The organism is Pannonibacter anstelovis, from assembly GCF_036881715.1.
Taxonomy (GTDB): Bacteria; Pseudomonadota; Alphaproteobacteria; order Rhizobiales; family Stappiaceae; genus Pannonibacter; species Pannonibacter anstelovis.
The window spans coordinates 108,250-133,829 of sequence record NZ_JBAKBF010000003.1 but is presented as its reverse complement, the minus strand read 5'-3'; the positions used below and the strand labels follow the sequence as shown (position 1 = coordinate 133,829).

General features: G+C 62.1%; 20 protein-coding genes. 11 read left to right on the top strand and 9 right to left on the bottom strand.

Features of this window, described 5'->3' with window-relative positions; all coding sequences use genetic code 11:
• Positions 1–2: 2 nt before the first annotated feature.
• Positions 3–764: an SDR family NAD(P)-dependent oxidoreductase gene (locus V6L75_RS05915; RefSeq protein WP_334250598.1), complete on the bottom strand. Its 762-nt coding sequence runs from the start codon at positions 762–764 to the stop codon at positions 3–5.
• Positions 761–2,614, bottom strand: a complete 1,854-nt coding sequence (locus V6L75_RS05910; RefSeq protein ID WP_334250597.1) for a feruloyl-CoA synthase — start codon at positions 2,612–2,614, stop codon at positions 761–763. Before V6L75_RS05910 ends, V6L75_RS05915 begins: the two co-directional genes overlap by 4 nt.
• Before the next feature lie 136 nt (positions 2,615–2,750).
• Between V6L75_RS05910 and V6L75_RS05905 the strand changes: the two genes are divergently transcribed.
• The 4 genes from V6L75_RS05905 (at position 2,751) to V6L75_RS05890 (ending at position 6,964) form a co-directional block, all read left to right on the top strand.
• On the top strand, positions 2,751–3,542 hold the full coding sequence (locus V6L75_RS05905; protein ID WP_334250596.1) for a crotonase/enoyl-CoA hydratase family protein: 792 nt from the start codon (positions 2,751–2,753) through the stop codon (positions 3,540–3,542).
• Between the two features lie 13 nt (positions 3,543–3,555).
• The gene (locus V6L75_RS05900) at positions 3,556–4,035 is read left to right on the top strand and encodes a MarR family winged helix-turn-helix transcriptional regulator (protein WP_334250595.1); all 480 of its coding nucleotides are present in this window, start codon (positions 3,556–3,558) and stop codon (positions 4,033–4,035) included.
• Positions 4,032–4,904: an amidohydrolase family protein gene (locus V6L75_RS05895; protein WP_334250594.1), complete on the top strand. Its 873-nt coding sequence runs from the start codon at positions 4,032–4,034 to the stop codon at positions 4,902–4,904. Before V6L75_RS05900 ends, V6L75_RS05895 begins: the two co-directional genes overlap by 4 nt.
• A gap of 392 nt (positions 4,905–5,296) precedes the next feature.
• The gene (locus V6L75_RS05890) at positions 5,297–6,964 is read left to right on the top strand and encodes a methyl-accepting chemotaxis protein (RefSeq protein WP_334250593.1); all 1,668 of its coding nucleotides are present in this window, start codon (positions 5,297–5,299) and stop codon (positions 6,962–6,964) included.
• Positions 6,965–7,101: 137 nt separating this feature from the next.
• On the opposite strand, the gene V6L75_RS05885 is transcribed toward V6L75_RS05890, so the two are convergent.
• From V6L75_RS05885 to V6L75_RS05875, 3 genes are all read right to left on the bottom strand, one after another.
• Positions 7,102–8,103 (bottom strand): adenosine kinase, encoded by a 1,002-nt coding sequence (locus tag V6L75_RS05885; RefSeq protein ID WP_334250592.1) that lies wholly within the window; start codon positions 8,101–8,103, stop codon positions 7,102–7,104.
• A gap of 57 nt (positions 8,104–8,160) precedes the next feature.
• Positions 8,161–9,051, bottom strand: coding sequence for a prephenate dehydratase (locus V6L75_RS05880; protein WP_334250591.1), 891 nt, complete (start codon positions 9,049–9,051; stop codon positions 8,161–8,163).
• Between the two features lie 77 nt (positions 9,052–9,128).
• The gene (locus tag V6L75_RS05875) at positions 9,129–9,863 is read right to left on the bottom strand and encodes a 3-deoxy-manno-octulosonate cytidylyltransferase (RefSeq protein WP_334250590.1); all 735 of its coding nucleotides are present in this window, start codon (positions 9,861–9,863) and stop codon (positions 9,129–9,131) included.
• A gap of 168 nt (positions 9,864–10,031) precedes the next feature.
• Here V6L75_RS05875 and V6L75_RS05870 point away from each other — a divergent pair, with 168 nt between their 5' ends.
• From V6L75_RS05870 to V6L75_RS05840, 7 genes are all read left to right on the top strand, one after another.
• Complete coding sequence (locus tag V6L75_RS05870; protein WP_334250589.1) at positions 10,032–10,607, top strand: c-type cytochrome; 576 nt, start codon at positions 10,032–10,034, stop codon at positions 10,605–10,607.
• 227 nt (positions 10,608–10,834) lie between these two features.
• On the top strand, positions 10,835–12,715 hold the full coding sequence (locus V6L75_RS05865; protein WP_334250588.1) for an ABC transporter substrate-binding protein: 1,881 nt from the start codon (positions 10,835–10,837) through the stop codon (positions 12,713–12,715).
• Complete coding sequence (locus V6L75_RS05860; protein WP_334250587.1) at positions 12,712–14,646, top strand: extracellular solute-binding protein; 1,935 nt, start codon at positions 12,712–12,714, stop codon at positions 14,644–14,646. Before V6L75_RS05865 ends, V6L75_RS05860 begins: the two co-directional genes overlap by 4 nt.
• 52 nt (positions 14,647–14,698) lie before the next feature.
• Complete coding sequence (locus V6L75_RS05855) at positions 14,699–15,814, top strand: microcin C ABC transporter permease YejB (protein WP_334250586.1); 1,116 nt, start codon at positions 14,699–14,701, stop codon at positions 15,812–15,814.
• Positions 15,815–15,817: 3 nt separating this feature from the next.
• Positions 15,818–16,972 (top strand): ABC transporter permease, encoded by a 1,155-nt coding sequence (locus V6L75_RS05850; protein ID WP_334250585.1) that lies wholly within the window; start codon positions 15,818–15,820, stop codon positions 16,970–16,972.
• A 32-nt stretch (positions 16,973–17,004) separates the two neighbouring features.
• Positions 17,005–18,636 (top strand): ABC transporter ATP-binding protein, encoded by a 1,632-nt coding sequence (locus tag V6L75_RS05845; RefSeq protein ID WP_334250910.1) that lies wholly within the window; start codon positions 17,005–17,007, stop codon positions 18,634–18,636.
• Positions 18,637–18,835: 199 nt separating this feature from the next.
• The gene (locus V6L75_RS05840; RefSeq protein ID WP_334250584.1) at positions 18,836–20,893 is read left to right on the top strand and encodes a methyl-accepting chemotaxis protein; all 2,058 of its coding nucleotides are present in this window, start codon (positions 18,836–18,838) and stop codon (positions 20,891–20,893) included.
• Between the two features lie 115 nt (positions 20,894–21,008).
• Here the strand turns inward: V6L75_RS05840 and V6L75_RS05835 are convergent, their stop codons facing one another.
• The 4 genes from V6L75_RS05835 to rpsA form a co-directional block, all read right to left on the bottom strand.
• Positions 21,009–22,223 (bottom strand): lytic murein transglycosylase, encoded by a 1,215-nt coding sequence (locus tag V6L75_RS05835; RefSeq protein WP_334250583.1) that lies wholly within the window; start codon positions 22,221–22,223, stop codon positions 21,009–21,011.
• A complete protein-coding gene (gene nudC, locus V6L75_RS05830; protein ID WP_334250581.1) occupies positions 22,220–23,176 on the bottom strand; it encodes an NAD(+) diphosphatase in 957 nt (318 codons plus the stop codon). Before nudC ends, V6L75_RS05835 begins: the two co-directional genes overlap by 4 nt.
• A gap of 30 nt (positions 23,177–23,206) precedes the next feature.
• Positions 23,207–23,617 (bottom strand): HIT family protein, encoded by a 411-nt coding sequence (locus tag V6L75_RS05825; protein ID WP_334250580.1) that lies wholly within the window; start codon positions 23,615–23,617, stop codon positions 23,207–23,209.
• Between the two features lie 154 nt (positions 23,618–23,771).
• Positions 23,772–25,469 carry a 30S ribosomal protein S1 gene (gene rpsA, locus V6L75_RS05820; RefSeq protein WP_334250579.1) on the bottom strand — a complete coding sequence of 566 codons (1,698 nt, stop codon included), beginning with the start codon at positions 25,467–25,469 and terminating at the stop codon, positions 23,772–23,774.
• Positions 25,470–25,580: the final 111 nt, after the last annotated feature.

Below are 25,580 nucleotides of genomic sequence, written 5' to 3'. Positions count from 1 at the left end.
GGTCAGCGCGGCTGCATGCGAAGGGCACCGTCCAGCCGGATGACCTCGCCATTGACGTAAGGATTGGCCACGAGATAGCGCACCGTATCGGCAAATTCCTCCGGCGTGCCCAGACGCGCAGGGCCGGGAATGGCGGCAGCAAGGCTGTCCTGCGCTTCCTGAGGCAGGCCCGCCAGCAAGGGCGTGCGGAACAGGCCCGGGGCGATGGTGTTGACGCGGATGCCGAAACGGGCCAGCTCCCGCGCCGCAGGCAGCGCCATGGAGACGATGCCGCCTTTGGAAGCCGAATAGGCGATCTGGCCGATCTGACCCTCGAAAGCGGCCACTGAAGCGGTGTTGACGATCACGCCCCGGCCCAGCCCATCGATTTCCGCCGCCTCTGCCATCCGGGCTGCGGCGAGGCGCATCATGTTGAAGGTGCCCACCAGATTGACGCGGATCACCCGCTCGAAAGCATCCAGCGGCATCGGCCCGTCGCGGCCCAGAAGCCGGGCCGCGGTGCCGATCCCGGCGCAATTGACGAGAATGCGCAGGCCATTGCCGGCCGCAGCGGCCTTGTCCAGTGCGGCGCTGGCGTCTGCTTCGCTGGTCACGTCACCGGCAATGGCAACACCGCCAATGTCTGCGGCCACGCGCTCAGCACCTGCTGCATCCCGGTCGAACACATGCACGATGGCGCCTTCTGCCGCCAGCAGGCGGGCTGTTGCCTCGCCCAGACCCGAACCGCCACCGGTGACGAGTGCGCTGGAACCTGAAATCTTCATGCTGCGGCCTCTTCCCTTGCCAGAATGACGTCTGCGCCGCCTGCATAAAGCGCTGCGATCTGCTCATGCCGGTGGCTGCGCAGGGCGCGCTGGTTCAGCGAGCCCTTCTCGGTGATCTCGCCCTTGTCGAGGCGCGGCGGGTCCGTCAGCACCGCAAGGCGCATGACCCGGCTGGCCGAGCCCGTCGCCTGCTTCTGGTGCCGGTAGAGCCGGGCGGCGAGTGCTGCCTGCACCGCCGGATGAGCCTGAACGGCAGCCTCATCAAGGCCTTCGCCGCCCTCAATCAGCTTGCGTGCTGCGGGCATCGAAAGCAGCACAAGCGCACCGAGTTCTGCCTCGTTCTCGCCGGTGATCACCGCATCGCGGATCAGGCCGCCAAACTGATCGACCAGTTGTGCGCGCAAGGGGCCGACAGCCACCCACGTGCCAGTCTGGAGCTTGAAGTTTTCAGCAATGCGCCCATCGAAGAAGAAGCCCCGCGAAGGATCGCCCGGCACTGAGAACTTGAGGGCATCGCCGATGCGGTAGAAACCTTCTTCGTCAAAGGCGGCTGCCGTCAGCTCCGGATTGCGCCAGTAGCCGGGGGTCACGTTCGGGCCCTTCAGGCGCAGCTCGTATTTGTCTTCCACCGGCACCAGCTTCATGGTGATGCCCTGCGCCGGGATGCCCACATTGCCTGCCTTGTCTTCCTGTGTGGTGCAGAAGAGAGAGAAGGGGCTGGTCTCGGTGGCGCCAAGGCCGGTGCTCAGCAGCACGCTGCGGCCAAGGATGGCTTGCGAGATTTCGCGCAAGGAATCCCAAGTGTGCTGCGCCATGCCGGCGCCCGCATACATCATCAGCTTCAGGTTCCGGAAGAAGTTCTGTGCCAGGTCCGGATCGGCCTCGAAGGCATGCACCAGCATCTCGTAACCGGCGGGCACATTGAAGTACCATGTCGGGGAGATTTCCTTCAGATTGCGCAGCGTCTCGCCGATGTGCTGGGGCGAGGGGCGGCCGTTGTCGATGTAGAAGGTGCCGCCGTTGTAAAGCGCCATGTTGAAGATCTTGCTGCCTGCCGCAACGTGGTTCCACGGCGCCCAGTCGACGATGACCGGCGGCTCATCCTTCAGGAACTGGTAGCAGTCGCGGATCATCTCCTGATTGGAGCACAGCATCCGCTGGGTCTGGATCACCGCCTTGGGCGAGCCCGTGGTGCCGGAGGTGAAGAGGAACTTCGCCACCGTATCCGGCCCCACCGCATCGAATGCGGCATCAACCGCTGCCGTTGCTTCTGTCTTCAGCAGGTCTTCGAAAAGGAAGCTGTTGGGCCGGTCAGCTGGCAGATTGCGGGCCGCGACCAGCACGCATTCGGTGCCGAAAGCCGCATCGACGGCTGTCCGGAAGCGCATGCCGTCTTCCACGAAGGCAAGGCCCGGCGTGATCTGCTGCGCGATTTCGGTCAGCTTGCCGAAGTCGGTGGCCAGCGTCACGTAATTGGCGGAAATGGCTGCAGAGGGAATGCCCACATGCTGGGCGCTGAGCGCCATCAAAGCATGCTCGAGCGAGTTTTCGGCCAGAATGGCAACGGGCCTGTCAACGGACAGGCCGTGGTTGAGGAAGACCTGCGCGAGGCTGCGCACATGCGACAGGGCCTGAGCATAGGAAATACGTTTCCAGCCATCGCCTGCACGTGCCGCCATCCATGTCCGCTCCGGAGCAACTTGTGCCCAGTGCAGCAGCCGTTCGTTGATCTTGGTGGCGTATGCGCCCAGCTTGTCCTCGCGCCAGATGACGATCGTGCCGTCCGCCCGGGTCTCCCATGCGAGTTCCGGCGTCCAGAATTCCTTCCGGACAATAGCTCCTGCGGTCATGACTCCTCCCAGACGTCAATCACGTGAACAAATTTTTCAGGCCGGATGGCCCCTCCGGAAATTTGTTTACAAGGAAACAATCCATCTGTAAACAATCAAAATCATGCACACGAAGATGGGCAGCGGGAGTAACGCCATGGACAGCACCGTCACCGGGGACATCGTCACCTATGAACTGAAGGGCAATGTCGCCCTTGTCGGCCTGAACCGGGCCGAAAAGCGCAATGCCATCAGTGACCGGGTGGTCGAGGCACTGGCTGTTGCCATTGCCCGGGCCGAGCGTGAGGCCAGGGCCGCCGTGCTCTTCGGTTATGGCAATCACTTCTGCGCCGGGCTGGATCTGGCCGAGCATGTGGAGCGTTCACCGATTGAAGGCGTGCGCAATTCACGCCGCTGGCATGCGGTGTTTGGCGGTATCGAGCACGGCACCATTCCCTGGATTTCGGCCCTGCATGGCGCTGTCGTAGGCGGCGGCCTTGAGCTTGCGGCTTCCACCCATATTCGTGTTGCCGATGCGACCACCTTCTTCGCCCTGCCGGAAGGCCAGCGCGGCATTTTCGTCGGCGGCGGCGGCTCGGTGCGCGTGGCGCGGCTGACAGGCGTTGCCCGCATGACCGACATGATGCTGACCGGCCGCGTCGTGCCGGCCGCCAGCGCCGAAGCCTGGAACCTTGCCCAGTATGTGGTGGCTGAGGGTGAGGCTCTGGCCAAGGCCACGGAACTGGCAGAGGCCGCTGCCAGCAATGCGGAACTGTCCAACTATGCCGTCATCAATGCGCTGCCGCGTATTCAGGACATGGCAAAGGAGGATGGACTTTTCGTCGAATCCTTTATTGCATCCTTTACGGCCACGAGCCCGGAAGCCGAGGAACGCCTGCGCGCCTTCCTCGAAAAGCGTGCCGCGCGGCTGAAGGCTCCGGGCGCCTGAAGGAGATGCCATCATGGCCATGGATGCGGACGTGATCTGCCCGAAACAGGGTGAGGTGGAGATCGGCAAGCTGGACGGAGCTGTCGGCTTTCTGCTGCGCATGGCGCAGCTCAAGGTCTACGAGCAGTTCTTTGCCGATGATGCCGAGCTGGTGATGAAGCCGGGCGAGTTTTCCGTGCTTTGGGTCATGTCCTGCAATCCGGGCATCCGCCAGAGCGTGCTGGGCAACCGGCTGATGATCAAGCGGGCGCACATGACCAAGCTCATCCGCGCCTTTGAGGATCAGGGCCTTGTCTCCCGCCGGGTGCCGGACGAGGACCGGCGCGCCGTGGAGCTGACGCTGACAGCGGAAGGCGAGGATCTGGTGGAGCGGACGAGCCGCTGGTTCTTCCGCCACGAGGAAAGAATTGGCGCCAATCTGGCTGCGGAGGAGCGGGACCAGCTGGTGCATCTGTTGCGCAAGTTCATCGGGATTGAAGGGAGGCCCACATGAATATCGACGATCTGATTGCCATCGATTTTCACACCCACGCGGAAGAGCCCTGCTGCGGCCCGCGTGATGACGGCTATGACGAGTTTCAGGCCGGCATGGCCAAGTATTTCCGCAATCCGGTGTCGCACAATCACCTGCCCACGGTGCAGGAAACGGCGGACTATTTCCGCGAGCGCAAGATCGGCGCGGTGATCTTCCCCGTCGATGCGGAGCGCGAGACCGGCTTCCGCCGCTATGACAACGAGGAAGTGGCCCGCATCGCCGCCGACAACAGCGATATCCTGATCCCCTTCGCCTCCATCGATCCGGCCAAGGGCAAGGCCGGTGCGCGCGAAGCACGCCGTCTGGTGCGCGACTTCGGCGTGCGGGGCTTCAAGTTCCACCCCACCATGCAGGGCTTCTACCCGAACGACCGGTCGGCCTATGTGCTCTATGAGGCGATTGCCGAGGAAGGGGCGATTGCCCTCTTCCACACCGGTCAGACGGGCGTGGGCGCAGGCATGCCCGGCGGCATGGGCATGCGGCTGAAATATTCCAACCCGATGTATCTCGATGACGTGGCGGTGGACTTCCCCGACATGCCCATCGTGCTGGCGCACCCGTCCTTCCCTTGGCAGGAAGAGGCCCTGTCGGTGGCGACCCACAAGCCGAATGTCTACATCGACATGTCCGGCTGGTCGCCCAAATACTTCCCGCCGATCCTGGTGAAATATGCAAACAGCCTCTTGAAGCACAAGATGCTGTTCGGCTCCGACTGGCCGGCGATCACGCCGGACCGCTGGCTTGCCGATTTCGAGCAGATCGACATTCGCGACGACGTGCGGCCGCTGATCCTCAAGGAAAATGCAAGGCGCCTTCTGAAGCTCTGAAGGCTTGGGATCTTCGCAGAAGATCCGGCCAATCCCGTCATGGTCAGCCCGCCCGGCAGCAGTCTGGCGGGCTTTTTTCCGTCACTGGGCAAACATTCGCACATTCGAAAATACCGTAAATGGAGTTCGTAAATCTCGTTCATTTATCATCGAGATAACTTGAGGATGTATCGAATTCCGGGATTTTTGATTGAGATTGTTATTTTTTACATATGTTCTCCATGAATAACGGCAATTTATGATTAATAAATAGGCGGTAGCGTAATGCTGGTTCTTGACGCCACGGCATACCATAAGTTGGTCAGATGCGGGCCGCGCTAGACCCTTTTCAGGGCGTGGTTCGGCATCAAAGGCCTTGGTGTCTGGCGAGGATCAGGCCGGGGGAGTTTGTAATGACAATTCGCATTAAGCTTTTCGTCTCACTATTCCTGCTCGCGATAGCCCTGACAGTCAGCAGCCTGGTGGGCTGGGTGGCGCTTGGACAGTTTTCGGAGAGAACCCGCACCATCGTCGAGGATCGCATAATCCCGATGGAACAGCTCAAGGCCGTTGCGGATATGTATGCGGTCAATATCGTTGATACGGCGCACAAGGTCCGCGCAGGCAGCGTGTCTTGGGAAGACGGCCTGCGCAATGTGAACGCTGCGCTCGAAACAATCGAGTCGCGCTGGAACGCTTATGCCGCGACCTACATGGTTCCTGAGGAGCAGCAAATTGCCCGCGAGATCAGCGCTGCCCAGCTACGTGCCGGGCCCGCCATTGCCAGGCTGCTGGCCATTCTGGCTGCGAAGGACATGGCTGCCCTCGATGCTTATGTGTCGAGGGATCTCTATCCGGCGATTGACCCCATCGGCGAGCCGGTTGCCCTGCTGGTGGACCTGCAGATCAGGGTCGCCCAGCAGGAGTATGCGGCTGCGGTGGAGGCCAGATCGCAGACAAGGACGGTGATGCTTGTGATCGCGGGCATCTCGGTATTGGTCATCGTGTTTGCCGGGCGCACGGTCGTTGCCGGCGTAACCAGACCCCTGGCAGGCATGCAGCTGGCCATGCGTCAGCTTGCCGATGGTCTGCTGGAAACCAATGTACCTTTCCTGACGCGTAAGGATGAGGTTGGCGCGATGGCAGCTGCCGTTCAGGTATTCAAGGACAACGGCCTTGAGCGCCGCCGCCTGGAAGCTGAACAGGCGGAGCAGCGTGCCGCCGCCGAGCGCCGGGCAAAGGCCATCGAGCAGGTGATCAATGGCTTTGACAGCGATGTGAACCTGATTCTGCGCACCGTCGCCGCCGCCTCTTCCGAACTTGAGGCAACGGCTGCATCTTTGTCTGCATCGGCAGAAGAAAGCGCCCAGAGCGCCACAACGGTCAGCGCGGCCTCGGAGCAGGCATCGGCCAATGTACAGACTGTTGCCGGTGCGTCGGAAGAGCTGAATGCATCTATCGCGGAAATCGCCAACCGGGTGCAGTCATCGGCAGATGTGGCCGGTAAGGCCCTGAAGGCCGCCAATGAGACCGAGACGATGGTGGAAGGACTGGTGGCTTCCGCCGAAAAGATCGGCAGCGTTGTGGAGCTGATCAACGACATTGCCGGGCAGACCAATCTGCTGGCACTCAACGCAACCATTGAGGCTGCGCGGGCGGGAGAGGCGGGCAAAGGCTTTGCCGTTGTCGCCACGGAAGTGAAATCCCTGGCCAGCCAGACCGCGAAGGCCACCGAAGAGATTGATGCCCAGATCACCGGCATGCAGGGCGCCACGGGCCGTGTCGCCGCCGCCATCCGCTCCATCGGCGAAATCATCCAGCGGATTTCGGAATCCTCTTCTGCCGTTGCGGCCGCGGTGGAGCAGCAGAGCGCGGCGACGCGCGAGATTGTCCGCAACATCACGGAAGCTGCCACGGGCACGCAGCAGGTGTCATCCAACATTATAGCTGTTACGCAGGCGGCAACTCATACGGGGGCGGGCGCATCGCAGGTTCTCACCTCCTCGCAGGAACTGGCACGCCAGTCCGAAACACTGAAGGGCAAGGTGGAGACATTCTTCGCCGACATCCGCGCGGCGTAATATCACGCAGCGGCATCGAAAACTCTGGCCGGAAACCGGCTTGCGTTATGACATGGAAAACCCTCCGGCGGTTCACCCGCCGGAGGGTTTTCCATTGTGCAGCCCGGAACGCGCCCTCGTAGCAACGAGCCCAGGTATCAGAGCGTGAAGCCGCTGTCTGTGGCCAGCGCCTTGAGGTTCTTCTGCGGGCGGGCGCCCACGTGAGCGATGACTTCGGAGGCGCACAGGCAGCCAAGGCTGGCGGAGGTGGCCAGATCGAAGTCACGGGCAAGGCCATAAAGGAAACCGGAGGCGAAGAGATCGCCCGCGCCGGTCAGGTCGGCGATCTCGCTCACCTCGTTGGCGCGCACATGCACGGTTTCCTCGCGGGTGATGGCCATGGCACCATCTTCGCCGCGGGTCAGGGCCGTCAGCTTGCAGCTCGCGGCTGCGGCGCGGATGGCCGTGTCGATGTCGGCGGTCTGGTACAGCGCCTTCAGCTCGTGCTCGTTGGCAAACATCAGATCCACCACGCCATCGCGCAGCAGGCCGTGAAACTCGCTGCGGAAGCGGTCAACGCAGAAGGAATCGGACAGGGAAAGGGCAACCATCCGGCCATTTTCATGGGCAATCCGGGCCGCCTGCAGGAAAGCCTCCTTGGCGGCAGGGGGATCCCACAGATAGCCTTCCATGTAGGTAACGGCAGAGGCGCCGACGACCGCCGGGTCAACATCTGCCGGAGACAGCTCGACGCAGGCCCCCAGATAGGTGTTCATGGTGCGCTCGCCATCCGGTGTGATCAGGATCATGGAGCGGGCGGTCGGAACGCTGTCCACCAGCGGGGCCGTCTCGAAATGCACGCCCGTGCCCTTCATGTCATGGGCGTAGCTGGCGCCCAGAACATCGTTGGCCACCTTGCCGAGATACGCCGGCTTGCCGCCCAGCGAGGCAATGCCTGCCGCCGTGTTGCCCGCGCTGCCGCCCGAGATCAGAACGGTCTGGCCCATGCGCTCATAAAGGCGCAGCGCTTCTGCCGTGTCGATGAGGCGCATGGAGCCCTTCACGAGGTTTTCCTGCACGAGGAAGTCTTCTTCCACATGGGCGAAGACGTCGCAGATCGCATTGCCGATACACAGGGCATCAAAGGCCGGTTTGGTCATAGAGCAGTCCACAGTTGCCGGGCCGCACAGATGGTGTGCAGCCGGAAGGATTGGAGATCAGACGGAAGGTGTCGGGCGCAGGGCGCGGTTGGCCTCAGGCTCGCGGATCTTCTCGCGGAAGGGGCTGGCCCGGTAGACGCCGAGGATCTTCAGTTCGGCGCAGTAGAAGGCGAGCTCTTCCAGCGCCAGCGCCACGGACGGATCATCCGGATGGCCTTCGATATCGGCATAGAACATCGACGCGAAGAACTGGCCTTCCAGCTGGTAGGATTCCAGCTTGGTCATGTTCACGCCATTCGTGGCAAAGCCGCCGAGCGCCTTGTAGAGCGCGGCCGGCACGTTGCGGACGCGGAAGATGAAGGTGGTGATCACCGGCTGGCCGTTGTTGGCCGCACGCGCCGGGCTGCGCGAGAGAATGAGGAAGCGCGTCGTGTTGTGCTCCGCATCTTCGACATTGTGCTTCAGGATATCGAGGCCATAGACATCCGCCGCCATTTCCGGGGCGAGCGCAGAGGCGGTCATGTCGCCGCTTTCGGCGATCTGGCGGGCAGAGCCTGCAGTGTCGGCGCCAACGATGGCCTTGAGGCCAAGCTCGCGGATGATCTTGCGGCACTGGCCAAGGGCCATCACGTGGCTCTGCACACTCTTCAGCCCGTCCAGCGTCGCGCCCTTCAGCGCCATCAGCTGGAAGCGGATCGGCATGAAATATTCGCCGATGATGTGCAGGCTGGAGCGCGGCAGCAGGTAATGGATGTCGGCCACACGGCCCGCGATGGAGTTCTCCACCGGGATCATGCCGAAATCGGCCTCACCCGACTCCATGGCAGTAAAGCAGTCCTCGAACGTCGCGCAAGGGATGGCCTGGTAATCCGGATAAACGCTGTGGCAGGCCATGTGCGAATTGGCACCGGTCTCGCCCTGGAACACGATTTTCTTGCGGTCAGACATGGACGTCCGCTTTCTGCTGTTTGAGGCTCTTTGCGATTAAAGAGGAAGTGCCCGGAGGGCAAGGCCGGAAGAGGGGCTCAGCGCCCCTCAAACAGCTTGCGAACGTGATCAAGGTCTTCCGGCGTGTTCACGTCGATGGGCACGGTCGGCGTCAGGCACACATCGATTCGCATGCCGTCTTCCAGCGCGCGCAGCTGCTCCAGCTTTTCCCGCAGCTCCAGGCCGGAAGGAGGGAGCGAGACGAACCGGTCCAGCGCGCTGCGCCGGTAAGCATAGACCCCGATGTGCTGGTAAAGCGGGCCGGGCCCTGTGGGGGCCGTTGCCCGGGTGAAATAGAGGGCGCGGAAGCGTTCGCCTTCCACCGGCGTCACCACGGCCTTCACGAAGGCCGGGTTGTTGCGGCCCTCTTCGGTGCGGATTTCGGTCATGATGGTGCCGATATCAACAGCCGGATCGGCCAGCGGCAGGAAAGCGGCGCGGGCCGCTTCCGGCGCAATCAGCGGCACATCGCCCTGCAGGTTCAGCACCACATCGAACTTGCGCTCCGGATCAAGGATGTTCGCCGCTTCCTGAATGCGGTCAGAGCCGGACTGGTGATCGGGACTGGTCATGACGGCATGGCCGCCGTGGTCGCTGACGGCCTCGAAGATGCGCCGGTCGTCGCAGGCAACTGCGACCGGGCCGATATCGACGGCCAGAGCCTGCTCCAGAACCCGCACGATCATGGGTTTGCCAGCTATGTCCGCAAGGGGTTTTTCCGGCAAACGAGTCGCTGCCAGACGCGATGGTATAATAACAAGTGCCGATGTCACGCCTTGCTCCGGGTGCTGCCGGGCCTCAAGTTCTGCGGCATAATGCGTAGAGGGCCCAATTTCCTTGTGCCGGGACTTTTATACCTATGGACAGCGGCGTCAAAAAATTTGTAGTTTCCAGCCCAAATTCATGGAGCAGATTATGGCCACGCTTCTGGGGGGCGGGCCATGGACGCGTTAATCTGGAGCCAGACCCTTATGGATTCCTTCGAGCTGAACAAGGCCGCAGGTGCGGTTTTGATGGTGCTTCTTCTGACGATGGGCGTGGGTATCGCCTCTGACGTGATTTTCGAGACCGAGGTGCCGGAGAAGCCCGGGTATGAAATCGAAGTGGCTGAGGCCGCTTCCGGTGAGGCTGCGCCCGCTGCCGCGGAGGCAGTCCCGCTGCCGCAGCTTCTGGCTGCTGCTTCTGTGGCAGATGGAGAAAAGGCCTCGAAGAAGTGCGCCGCCTGCCACAGCTTTGAAAAGGGCGGCCCGAACAAGGTCGGCCCGGATCTGTGGGGCATCGTCGGCCGTGCGCCCGGCGGCCACGAAGGCTTTGCCTATTCGGCGGCGATGAAGGCCTATGGCGAAACCCATCCTGCCTGGACCATCGAAGAACTGGATGCCTTCATCGCGAACCCGAAGGCACACATGCCGGGCACAGCCATGGGCTTTGCAGGCCTGAAGAAGCCGGACGAGCGCGCTGCCATGCTGGTCTATCTGAACAGCCTTGCAGACAGCCCGGCCCCGCTGCCGCAGTAAGCTGAACAGCACAGAGAATTCAGGAACCGCGCCTCCCAGGGCGCGGTTTTCGTTTGTGCTTCTGGCTGTGACCTCTGGTTAAATTTCTGTCATCTCCCGTTTTATCCGGTGACGGCACGGTATATCGCCTTTTACTATAGCTTCGGTTGCGGCTGATTTGAGTCTGCGGCGGGCTGTACTCTCCATGGCCCGGCCGGCAGGTGGACCGCTGAAGAGGAGACCAGTTGATGACGCTAGCCCGCAAGGCTTCCTTCCGTGCATTTATGACCGCGGCCGTCATGACATTGGCGTGCTGGCAAATGACCGGAGGGCAGGCAAGGGCTGCGGAGGAGCCGCAATGGCAGCATGCCACGGCACTCACCGGCGAACCGCGCTACGGGGCGGATGCCACCCACTTCAACTATGTGAACCCGGATGCCCCCAAGGGCGGCACGGTCAAACTGTCTTCCATTGGCGGCTTCGACAATTTCAACGTGCTTGCCCCGCGGGGCAACCTCGCACCTGGCCTTGGCCTCATCTACGAAAGCCTGATGGAATCCTCGCTTGATGAGGTCGATATCAGCTCGATGTATGGCGTCATTGCCGAGGCCATGCGCTATCCTGAAGATTATTCCTGGGTCGAGTACCGGCTCAACCCCAAAGCCCGCTGGCAGGACGGCACGCCCATCACGGCTCAGGATGTGATCTGGTCCTACGAAAAGGCGATCGAACTCAGCCCGCAGCAGAAATTCTACTACAAGGACGTGAGCAAGGTGGAAGAGCTGCCGGGCGGTGTCATCCGCTTCAGCTTTGCCTCCGCCGGTAACCGGGAACTGCCTCATACGGTCGGCCAGATCCTCGTGCTGCCGAAGCATTGGTGGGAGGGCACGGACGCGAAAGGCAACAAGCGCGACATTTCCCGTACCACCCTTGAGCCGCCGCTTGGCTCAGGCCCCTACCGGATGAAGAGCTTCGTGGCCAACCGTGAAGTCGTCTATGAGCGGGTCAAGGATTACTGGGGTGAAGATCTGCCGATCCGGGCGGGCACGAATAACTTCGATGAAGTCCGCTATATTTCCTTCCTCGACCGTACTGTTGCCTTCGAGGCATTCAAGGGTGGTCAGTACGATTTTCACCTGGAGAACAGCGCCAGCGCCTGGCTGAAGAACTACGATTTTCCGGCCGTGCGCGATGGCCGTGTGGTGAAAGAGGAATTCATCGACCACGGTTCGGGCCGGATGCAGGCCTTCGTGCCGAACTTGCGGCTGAAGAAATTCCAGGATCCGCGCGTTCGCCTGGCACTCAATTATGCCTTTGATTTCGAAACCGGTAACACCATCATCTCTGGCGGGCTCAACAAGCGGATCAACTCCTATTTCGCCGGGACCGATGAACTGGAAGCCAAGGGGCTGCCCGAGGGCAAGGAGCTGGAGATTCTGGAAACCGTCCGCGATGAGGTTCCGCCGGAGGTCTTCACCAAGCCCTATGTCAACCCGGTGGGAGGCTCGCCTGAAAAGGTGCGTGCGAATCTGCGCGAGGCGGTGAAACTGCTGCGCGAGGCAGGCTATACCCTAAAGGGCGGCAAGATGGTGGACGCGCAGGGAGATCCGCTTTCCTTCGAGATGCTCTATTTCGACCAGGGCGCCGAGCGCACGCTTTTGCCGTACCAGCAGAATCTCCGGGACATCGGCATCACGATGACCTTACGGGTCGTTGATATGCCCCAGTACATCAACCGCGTGAACAGCCGCGACTTCGAGATGACGACCCTGGTGTGGGCGCAGTCCCTGTCGCCGGGCAACGAGCAGCGCAACATGTGGGGCTCGGAATCGGCTGACCGCGAGAATTCGCAGAATTATGCCGGCATTCAGAACCCGGCCGTGGACAAGCTGATCGACAGGATCATTTTCGCCAAGGACCGCGAAGAGCTGGTGGCAGCCACAAGGGCGCTGGACCGGGTGCTGCTCTGGAACCACTATGTGATCCCGCAATTCTATGCTGACGTGGACCGCACGGCCCGCTGGAACCGTTTCGGCCATCCGGACAACATGCCGGAGTTCACCTACGGATTCCCAACGATCTGGTGGTATGACGCCAGCCTGGCAGCCAAGACGGGAGGCGCACAATGAGCCGCTCTGACACCCTTTCCCGCCGTTCCATTCTCAAGCTGGGCGCCTCAGCTTCCGCGCTCGGTGTCCTGCCCTGGGGTGCTTCGGTCCTGGCGCAAGGGACCAGTCCTGCGGCAGCTGATGCTGCGGCTACTGCGGCAGCGGAAGCGGCGGCAAGGCCGGATCTGCGCCATGGCCTGTCGGTCTTCGGGGACCTGAAATACGCGCCCGATTTCACCGCCTTTGACTATGTGAACCGGGAGGCTCCGAAGGGCGGGCGGCTCGTGTTCACGGCACCCAGCTGGGCCTTCAACCAGAACCCCCAGACTTTCAACACCTTCAATACCTTCATCCTGAAGGGTGACGCACCGCCGCGCATGGAGATGTGCTTCGACACGCTGATGATCCGGGCCCTGGACGAACCGGATGCGGTCTATGGCCTGCTGGCTTCGGGTGTGGAGGTTCTGGATGACGGCAACCGCTATGTGTTCCACTTGCGGCCCGAAGCCGTGTTCCATGACGGATCGCGCCTGACAGCGGAAGACGTGGCCTTCTCCTTCAATCTGCTCAAGGAGAAGGGGCATCCGCTGCTCGTTCAGATGCTGCAGGAGTTCAAAACCGCCAATGCGCTGGATGTGTCGCGGGTGGAGGTGATCCTTTCCGGCAATCACAGCCGCCAGCTGCCGCTGATTGTGGCCGGCTTGCCGGTCTTCTCCAAGCGCTACTACACCGCCTATGACTTCACCCAGTCGACACTGACCCCGCCGCTGTCCTCCGGTCCCTACAAGGTGGGCAAGTATGAGGTTGGCCGCTTCATCGAATATGAGCGGGTGAAGGACTGGTGGGCCAAGGATCTGCCCGTCAGCGTGGGACAGGGCAACTTCGACGTGATCCGGCTTGAGTTCTTCCGCGAGCGGCAGGTCGCCTTCGAGGCCTTCAAGAAGGGCGTGATGACCTTCCAGGAGGAATTCACCGCCAGAACCTGGGCGACCGAATACAATTTCCCCGCCGTGCAGGACGGCCGGGTGTTAAAGAAGGAATTCCCCGACAACCGGCCGAGCGGGGCACAGGGCTGGTTCTTCAACACCCGCCTGCCGAAATTTGCCGATCCGCGCGTACGTGAGGCGATTGGTTATGCCTTCGACTTTGAATGGTCGAACCAGAACCTCTTCCACGGCGCCTACACCCGCACCCAGTCCTTCTTCCAGAAGACGGAGATGATGGCCGAAGGCAAGCCTTCGGCGGCGGAACTGGCACTGCTGGAGCCTTTCCGCGCTGATCTGCCGGAAGCTGTTTTTGAGGAAGCTGTCGTGGCGCCGGTCTCCGATGCATCAGGCAATGACCGCAATCTGCTGCGCCGTGCCGCTGGCCTTCTGGCCGAAGCCGGGCTGAAGCGGGATGGAAGCACGCTGCTGGATGCGGATGGCAGGCCCTTCACGATCGAACTCCTCGATAATTCCTCCGCGTTCGACCGCGTCGTCCAGCCTTTCATCACCAACCTGCGCCGCCTCGGCATCGCAGCAACGTCACGCGTTGTCGATCCGGCGCAGTATGAGTCGCGGCTGAACAGCTTCGACTTCGAGATGACGAGCCGCCGGTTTGCCCTGTCGCCGACTTTGGGCGATTCGGTCCGCAGTTTCTGGAGCAGCCGGTCTGCGGCAACCAATGGCAGCCAGAATCTGGCCGGCATCAGCAGTCCGGTCATCGATGCACTGCTTGAGAAGGCCATCGGTGCAGCCACCCGCGAGGAGATGAACATCGCCGCGCGGGCGCTCGACCGGGTTCTGCGGGCCGGGCATTACTGGGTGCCGCACTGGTTCAAGCCTGTTCACACGGTGGCAATCTGGGATGTGTTCGGCTATCCCGATGAGCCGCCGTATTACGATTTTCCGGTGGAATCGACCTGGTGGTTTGACACCGAAAAGGCAAAGAAGATTGGCATGGGGGGCTGAGAGGCACTGACGCCTCGCATCCATTCCGGCACAAGGGCACAAGACCAGACACATGGGCGCCTATATTCTCCGCCGCTTGCTCCTCATGATCCCGACGCTTGTGGGGATCATGGCGATCAATTTCGTCATCATTCAGTTTGCTCCCGGCGGTCCGGTGGAGCGGGTCATTGCTCAGCTGTCGGGCACCGACGTTTCGGCCACATCGCGCATCAGCGGCGGTGGCGGCGGCGACTTCAGCGGTGCGGGCGGACAGGCCCAGGCCACCGCCGGCGACAGCATCAGCTCGAAGTACCGCGGTGCACAGGGGCTGGACCCCGATTTCATCAAGCAGCTTGAGGCGCAGTTCGGCTTCGACAAGCCTCCGCTGGAGCGGTTCCTCACCATGCTGTGGAACTATGCCCGCTTCGATTTCGGCGAGAGCTATTTCCGCGACATCCGCATCATCGACCTGATCAAGGAAAAGCTGCCGGTTTCCATGTCGCTCGGCATCTGGATGACGCTGATTTCCTACACGATTTCCATTCCTCTCGGCATCCGCAAGGCGGTGAAGGACGGCTCGCGCTTCGATATCTGGACGTCAGGCGTGATCATCGTCGCCTATGCGATCCCCAGCTTCCTTTTTGCCGTACTGCTGATCGTGCTGTTTGCGGGCGGCTCCTTCTACGACTGGTTCCCGCTGCGCGGCCTCACCTCCGACAACTGGGAGCAGCTGTCGCTCTTCGGCAAGATCGCGGATTACTTCTGGCACATGGCCCTGCCGCTGGCGGCCATGGTGCTCTCCGCCTTTGCCACGACGACCCTGCTTACCAAAAACTCGTTCCTCGACGAGATCCGCAAGCAATATGTCATTACGGCCCGCTCCAAGGGCCTTACCGAGCGCCAGGTGCTTTATGGCCATGTGTTCCGCAATGCGATGCTGATCGTGGTTGCGGGGTTCCCCGGCGCCTTCATCTCGTCCTTCTTTGCCGGATCGCTCCTGATCGAGACCATCTTCTCTCTCGACGGTCTGGGCCTTCTCGGCTTTGAGTCCGTCATCAACCGCGACTATGCGGTGGTCTTTGCGACGCTCTACATCTTCTCGCTCATGGGGCTTCTGGTGAACCTCCTCTCCGATCTCACCTACACCTGGATCGATCCGCGGATCGACTTTGAAAGCCGGGAGGTCTGAGGCATGGATAGCACCAGCACGGCACCCGCCTCTTCCGTGGCAGCGCCTGCCCCGCGCGGCCGCTTCTCCCTGTCGCCGATCAACCGGCGCCGCCTTGCCAATTTCCGGGCCAACCGGCGTGGTTACTGGTCGCTCTGGATCTTCCTCGTGCTTTTCGGCCTGTCGCTGATTGCGGAGGTTCTGGTCAACGACAAGCCGGTGCTCGTCTCCTACAAGGGCGAGCTGCTGGCGCCGGTTCTGGTCGATTATCCGGAAGAGAAATTCGGCGGCTTCCTCGCTGTTACCGATTACCGTGACCCCTTCATTCAGGATGAGATCAACGCCAACGGCTGGATGATCTGGCCGCCGGTGCGCTATTCCTACCGGACGGTCAACCGCGACATTCCGGTGCCTGCCCCGGCGCCGCCCTCCTGGATGATGGACAAGGAGCAGCGCTGCGCCCGCTATCCGCTAGGCGCGGAAGATCCCGGCTGCACCATGGGCAACTGGAACTGGCTTGGCACGGATGATCAGGGCCGCGATATCCTCGCCCGCCTCGTCTATGGTTTCCGCATTTCGGTGATCTTCGGCCTCGTGCTCACCATCGCCTCCTCGGGCATCGGCATCGGTGCGGGCGCGGTGCAGGGCTTTTACGGTGGCTGGGTGGACCTTCTGTTCCAGCGCTTCATCGAGATCTGGAGCGCCATCCCGACGCTCTATCTCATCCTGATCATCTCCTCCGTGCTGATACCCGGCTTCTGGACCCTGTTCTTCATCCTGCTTGCCTTCTCATGGGTATCGCTCGTGGGCGTCGTGCGGGCGGAATTCCTGCGCGGGCGGAACTTCGAATACATCGCCGCAGCCCGTGCGCTTGGCGTGTCCAACCGTACGATCATGTGGCGGCATCTGCTGCCCAACGCCATGGTGGCAACGCTGACCTTCATGCCCTTCATCCTCAACGGGTCGATCTCGACGCTGACGGCGCTGGATTTCCTCGGCTTCGGCCTGCCGCCCGGCTCCGCCTCGCTGGGCGAAATGCTGGCGCAGGGCAAGAACAACCTTCAGGCCCCCTGGATCGCCATCACCGGCTTCTTCGTCATCTCGCTCATGCTCAGCCTGCTGATCTTCATCGGCGAGGCGGTGCGCGACGCCTTCGATCCGCGCAAGAGTTTTGTCTGATGGACTTGCACCAAGGGAGTCCGGCCATGAACATGACCGACACGCCGCTTCTTTCCGTCAAGGACCTGTGCACCGCCTTCTCGCAAGGCGGGGCAACCAGTCTTGCGGTTAACAAGGTGAGCTTTGACATCCGCCCCGGCGAAACGCTGGCGCTGGTGGGGGAAAGCGGATCGGGCAAGTCGGTCACGGCCATGTCGATCCTCAAACTCCTGAACTATCCGGCCGCCTCTCATCCGGGCGGCTCGATCCATTTCAAGGGCAAGGAGCTTGTGTCAGCCAGCGAAGATGAGATGCGCAAGCTTCGCGGCAACGACATTTCCATGATCTTCCAGGAGCCGATGACCTCGCTCAACCCGCTGCATACGGTGGAGCGGCAGATCGAGGAAATCCTCAAGGTCCATCGCGGCATGGGCGGCAGGGCGGCGCGGGAGCGGGTGCTGGAACTGCTGACGCAGGTGGGAATTCCCGAGCCGGAGACCCGCCTCGGCTCCTATCCCCACCAGCTTTCCGGCGGCCAGCGGCAGCGTGTCATGATCGCCATGACGCTTGCCAACGAGCCGGAGCTCTTGATTGCCGATGAGCCGACCACGGCTCTCGACGTGACGGTGCAGGCGCAGATCCTCAAACTCCTGAAGGATCTGCAGACGGCGCGCGGCATGGCCATGCTGTTCATCACCCATGACCTCGGCATCGTGCGCAAGATCGCCGACCGGGTCTGTGTGATGACGAAAGGCCAGATCGTCGAGCAGGGGCCGGTGGAAGAGGTGTTCCGCAATCCCCAGCACAGCTATACCCGCCATCTGCTGGCTGCCGAGCCCAAGGGTGAACCGCCCGCCGAGGATCTGTCGCGCCCCGTGGTGGTGGAGACGAAGGACCTGAAGGTGTGGTTCCCCATCCGGCGCGGCCTGCTGCGCCGCACGGTCGGCCACGTCAAGGCGGTGGATGGCATTGATCTGACCCTGCGCGAGGGGCAGACGCTGGGCATCGTGGGCGAAAGCGGCTCCGGCAAGACGACGCTGGGCCTTGCCATCCTGCGCATGATTTCTTCGCAAGGCGCCATCCGCTTCAAGGACAAGACCATCTCGGGCCTGTCCTGGGACGACATGCGCCCGCTGCGGCGCGACATGCAGATCGTCTTCCAGGACCCCTTCGGTGCGCTCAGCCCGCGTATGTCCGTTGCCGATATCGTTGGCGAGGGCCTCAAGGTGCATCAGCCGCGCCTGAGCGAGACCGAGCGCGACCGGCTGGTCGCCACTGCGCTGGAGGAAGTGGGGCTGGATGCTGCCTCCCGATTCCGTTATCCGCATGAGTTCTCGGGCGGCCAGCGCCAGCGTATTTCCATAGCCCGCGCTCTCGTGCTGGAGCCGAAATTCGTCATGCTGGACGAGCCGACCTCAGCTCTCGACATGAGCGTGCAGGCGCAGGTGGTGGACCTCCTGCGTGATCTGCAGCAGCGGCGTGGCCTTGCCTATCTGTTCATCTCGCATGACCTCAAGGTGGTGCGGGCGCTGGCCAATGACGTGATCGTCATGCGCCATGGCAAGGTGGTGGAAGCAGGCCCCGCCACACAGGTCTTTACCAATCCCGCCTCGGACTACACCCGCGCCCTCATGTCCGCAGCCTTCAATCTTGAAACGGCTGATGCCGGAGTGGTGAGCGAGTAGCCTGTTATTTTGGCCTAGGTATTTGTATTTACGCTTGGGAATTTTCTGAAATTTGTTTTGCCTTGGAGATTTATTCGCTGAAAACCTTGGCCTCTGACTGCGGTTGACGGTTCAAGTTTACGCTTCGTTATGTGCTGTCCTTGAGAGTCTGAAACTGTTTCCTTCAGGGAATGAGACTGACTTCGGGGAGTAAACTGGCATGTTCGGGATGAAGCGCAAGCCGGCGGCAACAATAGCATCGCAGGATCTGTCCGTGCCCAAGACGGAAACCAGGGCGGAGCAGGAGGAGCACGCCGGTCCGCCTGTGCGCACGATCAGGACGGATGACAGCCTGTCCGGCCTCGCCGCAGCAGATCTTCACATCAACGGTTCAACCCCGCGTCTGGTGCTCGCCTATGTCTCGCCGAATGCGGATTTCCAGGCTGTGATGAACCGGCTGCAGCGCCTTGCGGAAGGGGCCATGGTCATTGGTACCACCACCGCGGGCGAACTTTGCGCGGAGGCAGGCGAGGGCGTTTACTGCAGTGCCACGGGCAACTGGCGCTCCGTCGTGCTGCAGGTGTTCGGCGGCGCTCTCGTGGAAAAGGCGGAGGTCTTTGCCGTACCGCTGCACAGCGAGGACCTGCGCGGCGGGCGAAAGCCGGTGGACCGGGAGACCCGGATTCACCGCATCATGTCAGGCCTGGAAAGCGTGCGCCCTTCTTTTCCGCTGGAGGCCAAATCTGCCTTCGCGCTGACCTTTATTGACGGCCTGTCGCTCTCCGAAAACTACTTCATGGAAGCGGTCTACCGCATCCGGCGATTCCCCTGCTGCTTCATCGGCGGTTCTGCTGGCGGCACACTGGACTTCAAGACGACCCGGCTTTTTGACGGAAAGCGCGTGCTGGAGAACCACGCTGTCATCGTCTTCATCAAGGTTGCCGAGGCTTACCGTTACGGTGTGATGCGCAGCCACAATTTCCGCAAGACGCAGACCCGTTTTGTCGTGGTGGATGCGGATATGGACCGCCGCACGGTGAGTGCGGTGATGGATCCGTCCTCCGGCCAGACCATTTCCCTTGTCAGAGCCCTGTCGCATGCCCTTGGTGTCAATCCGGACGGGCTGGAAAAGGCGCTGCAGAACCGCACCTGCGGCGTGGAAATCGGCGGCGAGGTTTTCGTCCGTTCGATATCCGGTATCGATCTTCAGAACGAAGTCATCACCTTCTACTGCGATATCGCACCGGGTGATGCCCTCTACCTTCTGGAAGCAACCGGCTTCATCGAGCAGACCCGCCGGGACATTGGCCAGTTCCTGTCCGGCAAGCCGAAGCCTGTTGCGGTGATGATGAACGACTGCATCCTGCGGCGCCTGTCCAATGGCCCGGAGCTGCGCAATGCCACGGGGCTTTGGCCGGCGCCGGTCGCAGGGTTTTCGACATTCGGCGAGCTTCTGGGTGTCAACATCAACCAGACGCTTGTTGCTCTCGTGTTCTTTGAGAACGATGGCCGTGCCTGGAAGGACGAGTTCATCGACAACTTCCCCATTCACTACGCCAGTTTTGTCGAGTATTTCACCCGCCGCCGTCTCAATCAGGTGCAGGTGCTTAACATGCTGCGCTCACAGGTGGTGGACGATATCGCCCATTATCTGGGGGCATCCAGCCGGATCGAGAATGTCGTGACCGAGGTGTCGGAAGTCGGCAACGTGATCAACAACATCCGCGGTGCCATGGCGGGCGACAGCGGGGCTGCGGAGGGCGCGGGGGAAGACAAATCCGCTCAGCTTGCCAGCAAGTTCGGCAGTGTGGCTGAATCGCTCAACTCCCTGCGCCAGGTGCTCGGTATCATCGACAACATCACCGCTCAGACCAACCTTCTTGCCCTCAACGCCACCATTGAGGCGGCTCGTGCGGGAGAAGCAGGCAAAGGATTCAGCGTGGTGGCCGGGGAGGTGAAGAAGCTCGCCAATGACACCAAGGCTTCTCTCGGCCATACCCAGAAGGCTATCGGCGATATCGAGGTTTCGCTGGGCGAACTGGGTGGCATCATTGACGCCACCCGTGATCAGTTCGCCCGTGAGGGCGAACGGTACAAGCACATTGTCTTGAGGGTGGATGAGGTGTTCGCCCAGGCCGGCAACATCGAGCGCTCACTGCATGATCTCACCGAAATCAGCCAGATGCATCAGCAGGGCTCCGCGCAGGTCATGGACCGCATCGCCTTCCTCAAGCGTCTCGACGAGACCAGCGAGGGGCGTAATACCAGCTCTCGGTGAGCTCCACTCATCGAGAGCTGGTTAAGTCCTTGCGGCGCTTGAGCAATTTCAAGGCGTGATGTGTCAGCATTAAAAGTCTTGGTATAAGGCTGCAGGGTGAGGGAGGTGGCCTTCCTCACTCCAGCCAGCATGTCGCCGGGCGGCCAGCTGCCTCCTGCATCATGCCAAGTGACCGGCGGGTCTTGAAGCCGATGAGGCCGTCGGGCTTGCCGACGTCATAGCCTGCCTTTTGCATCTTCAGCTGCAGGTCGCGCACGGCGCCGCGTGAGAGATGCGGCGTGGGGTCCCAGTCCGCGGCAAAGCCTTCGTCGCGGCTGAAGCGGTCGGCAAGGTGCCCGACGAACAGGGCGTAGACGTCGCTCTCGTTATAAGCTTTCAGCACATAGAAGTTGCCGGTGGCCAGAAAGGCCGGTCCATGGCGCCCGGCGGGCATCAGGATATTGACGGGCTTGCCGAGTTCGGATTTGGGAAATTCGCGCCCGCGCACCCGGGTGACGCCCTCGCGGACAAAGCGGGAGACGGCCTGCTGCTGGTCCGGCCCTTCGCGGGAACAGGAGACAGACGGCGGCAGCACCACCTCATAGCCCCAATCGCGGCCGCGCTCCCAGCCGTGCTGGCTTAGATAATTGGCAATGGAGGCCAGCGTATCGGGCACGGAGCGCCAGATATCGCGGCGGCCGTCGCCATCGAAATCGACAGCATATTTCAGGAAGGACGAGGGCAGGAACTGTGGCTGGCCCATGGCCCCGCCCCAGGAGCTTTTCAGCTCAGTGCGGGTGATGTGGCCATCGGCAAGGATCTGCAGCGCGGCCACCGTCTCACCCAGAAAGAACTCCCGGCGCTCGCCCATGAAGGCACGCGTCGCCACCACGCGCAGGCCATCATGCGGGATTTTTGCCGCGCCATAGCCGGTCTCCCGGCCCCAGATGGCCACGATGATCCGCGCTGGAACGCCATAGCGTGATTCCACCGCTTTCAGGGTTGCGGCATGTTTCTGCATCAGGCTGCGGCCGGGACCGGCCAGTGCGCGGAACTGCTTGTCCTGAAAATAGCCGCCGGGAGCCTTGAACTCCGCCTGAAAATTGACGGCAGCGGGGGCTTCCGGCCGGTCAGGGCGGCTGAGGCCGGGCAGCCTTTCATCCGGCGTCAGGCCGGAAAGTTCCCGGTCGATGACGGACTGCGGCACGCCTGCGGCGCGGGCGGCAGGCACCACCTTGCCGGACAGGAAGGCGCGGAACTCCGCTTCATACCGGGCATGGGCGGGCTGAGTTGCAGAGAGCGCCGCCAGCGCCAGAAGTACCGCCAGAAACCGGACTGGAGCGAGCCTCATACACCTTCCTCCGCCAGCCAGCCCGCGATCAGCTGGTGCGCGATGGAGATGGGCGGCGGGGTGCGGTGGCCGAGCGGATGGGTGCCGGCCATCATCTGGCGGACTTCTGCCCGGTCACACCAGCGGCAGGCTTCCAGCTCGTCCTGCTCGAAGGCAATTTCATCCGTCAGCGCCTCGCCCGTGCAGCCCAGCATCAGGTTGGCGGGGAAGGGCCATGGCTGGTTCAGCACGATGGAGACATCACCGACACGGATGCGCGATTCCTCGTAAGTCTCGCGCCGCACCGCGTCTTCAATCGTCTCGCCCGGTTCCATGAAACCGGCCAGAACGGTGAAGATGCCTTCCGCAAGGCGCGGCGGCCGGCCCAGCAGCACCTTGTCCTGATGGGTGATGAGCATGATCACCACCGGATCCGTGCGCGGGAAATGCATGGCGCCGCAGGCCGGGCAATCGCGCCGGTAGCCAGCTTCTGCCATGACGCTCTTCTGGCCGCAGCGCGAGCAGAAACGGTGGCTCATGTGCCAGTGCACAAGTGCACGCGTCTGTGCCAGTGCACCCAGATCCGCCTCGGGCAGATCGGCGCGGACGGCCAAGCTGCGCAGATCGATGACCTCGAGATCCGGCCGGATTTCCAGCTCCTCATCCGTCCCGGTGCAGGCAAAGGCGAACAGCGGGCGGCGCTCATCCCCTTCAAGGCCAAGCAGAATGGCTTCCGCCGGATCAAAGCCCAGCCGGTCGGCACTGGCCCGGCCATGGCGGATCGATGGCGCGCCACTGTCACGGGTCAGCACCAGCTTCCCAGCCGTGGAGGCAACGAAACGGGCGTCGGACCGGGTCATCTGTTCGATGAGCCATTCCGTCTTGCCGCGCAGCTCCGAGCAGCGGTCGAGGGGGTTCACGGTAAAGCTCATGCCGGCCGGCGTGTTCGCCAGGGCCGCAGCGTCAGATGCCATCGGTTCGGTCTCCCTCGGAAATGGTTTGGTTCAGGCTTCCAGCGCGGAGCGCAGACGGTTGATCAGCTCCTCGGCCACGTCCTGCTCATAGGGCTTTGCCGGAACGGCGCCCCAGACCGGGCCGGGCCATGCCGCATCCTCATGGAACCTTGCAATGACATGCACATGGAGCTGGGAGACCATGTTGCCAAGGGCGCCGACATTCAGCTTTTCGCAAGCCGTGATGGCACGCAGGGCCTCGCTGACACGGGCGATCTCGCGCATCAGCTGCAGGCGGTCCTCTTCGGAAAGGTCGATGATCTCGATCAGGTCGCTCTGGCGCGGCACCAGCAGCACCCACGGGTAATTGGCATCCTTCATCAGCCGCACCGCGCACAGCGGCAGATCGGTTATATGCAGGCTGTCGCCTTCAAGGCGGGGATTGAGGTCAAAGCGGATCATGAGCGTCCCGGCGTCCTTCCAGCGCCCCGGTGTGCGGGGCAGAGGCGGCAGACTACACGCGCCGTTCCGTCTTGGCGAGAGACGCGCACATAAACAAAACGCCCCGGCTTTTGACCGGGGCGTTCCAGTTTCAGGTCAGGTGACCGGATGAGGATCAATCCTCGTCGCGGGCCTTCAGAGCGGCGCTCAGGATGTCGCCGAGCGAGGCACCCGTGTCGGAAGAACCGTACTGTGCCACGGCTTCCTTCTCCTCGGCGATTTCAAGCGCCTTGATGGAGACGGAGATGCGGCGGGTCTTCTTGTCGAACTGGGTGATGCGGGCGTCGAACTTGTCGCCAACCGAGAAACGCTCGGGGCGCTGTCCATCGCGGTCGCGGGCCAGATCGGCGCGGCGGACGAAGGAGGTCAGATCGCTGTCCGCAACCTTCACTTCCAGACCGCCATCCTTCACTTCGATGACTTCGCAGGAGACGATGGCGTTCTTGCGCAGTTCGCCAGCGGCGCCAGCTTCGAACGGATCACCGCCGAGCTGCTTGATGCCGAGCGAGATACGCTCCTTCTCCACGTCCACGTCGAGCACCACGGCCTTGACCATGTCGCCCTTCTTGTACTCCTCGATGACCTGCTCGCCCGGACGGTTCCAGTCGAGGTCGGAGAGGTGCACCATGCCGTCCACGTCGCCTTCGAGGCCGATGAACAGACCGAACTCGGTCTTGTTCTTGACTTCGCCTTCGACTTCCGTGTTGACCGGGAAGCGCTCTGCGAAAGCATCCCACGGGTTCTGCAGGGTCTGCTTGAGACCGAGCGAGATGCGGCGCTTGACCGGATCGACCTCCAGGACCATGACGTCGACTTCCTGAGAGGTCGAAACGATCTTGCCCGGATGGACGTTCTTCTTGGTCCAGGACATTTCGGAAACGTGGATCAGGCCTTCGATGCCCGGCTCCAGCTCAACGAATGCACCGTAGTCGGTGATGTTGGTCACGCGGCCCGAGAACTTGGCGCTGATCGGGTACTTGGCTTCGATGCCATCCCACGGATCAGTTTCAAGCTGCTTCATGCCGAGGCTGATGCGGTGCGTGTCCTGGTTGACGCGGATGATCTGCACGCGGACGGACTGGCCGATGGTGAGAACTTCCGACGGGTGGTTGATGCGGCGCCATGCAATGTCGGTGACATGCAGCAGGCCGTCGATGCCGCCGAGGTCGACGAACGCACCGTAATCGGTGATGTTCTTGACCACGCCTTCCACGGTCTGGCCTTCTTCCAGGCTCTGCACCAGCTCCGAACGCTGCTCGGCGCGGGTCTCTTCCAGCACGACGCGGCGGGACACCACGATGTTGCCGCGGCGCTTGTCCATCTTGAGGATCTGGAACGGCTGCGGGGTGTGCATCAGCGGGGTGACATCGCGCACCGGGCGGATATCGACCTGCGAACGCGGCAGGAAGGCAACGGCGCCATCCAGATCGACGGTGAAGCCGCCCTTGACCTGGTTGAAGATCTGGCCGGTGACCTTTTCGCCCTTCTCGAACGACACTTCGAGACGGACCCAGCTTTCCTCGCGGCGCGCCTTTTCGCGCGACAGCACGGCTTCGCCGAGAGCGTTTTCGACGCGCTCGAGATAGACCTCGACCTCGTCGCCAACCTTCAGGTCGCCATCACGGCCCTTGACGCCGAATTCCTTCATCGGAACACGGCCTTCGACCTTCAGACCAACGTCGATGACGGCGAGGTCCTTTTCGATGGCAACGATGATGCCCTTGACGACAGACCCTTCATACAGGTCGTTCGTGCTGAAGGACTCGTTCAGAAGGGCGGCGAAATCCTCGGTGGAGGGGTTCATTGCAGACATAAAAACTCCTGGTGCCATTGCTGGCGTCGCCGGCTGGGCTGGTGTTGATGATGGACCTCTAATCCTTCCGGGACACCATCGCAAGATGGCATCCTTCCACGCAGAACCTGC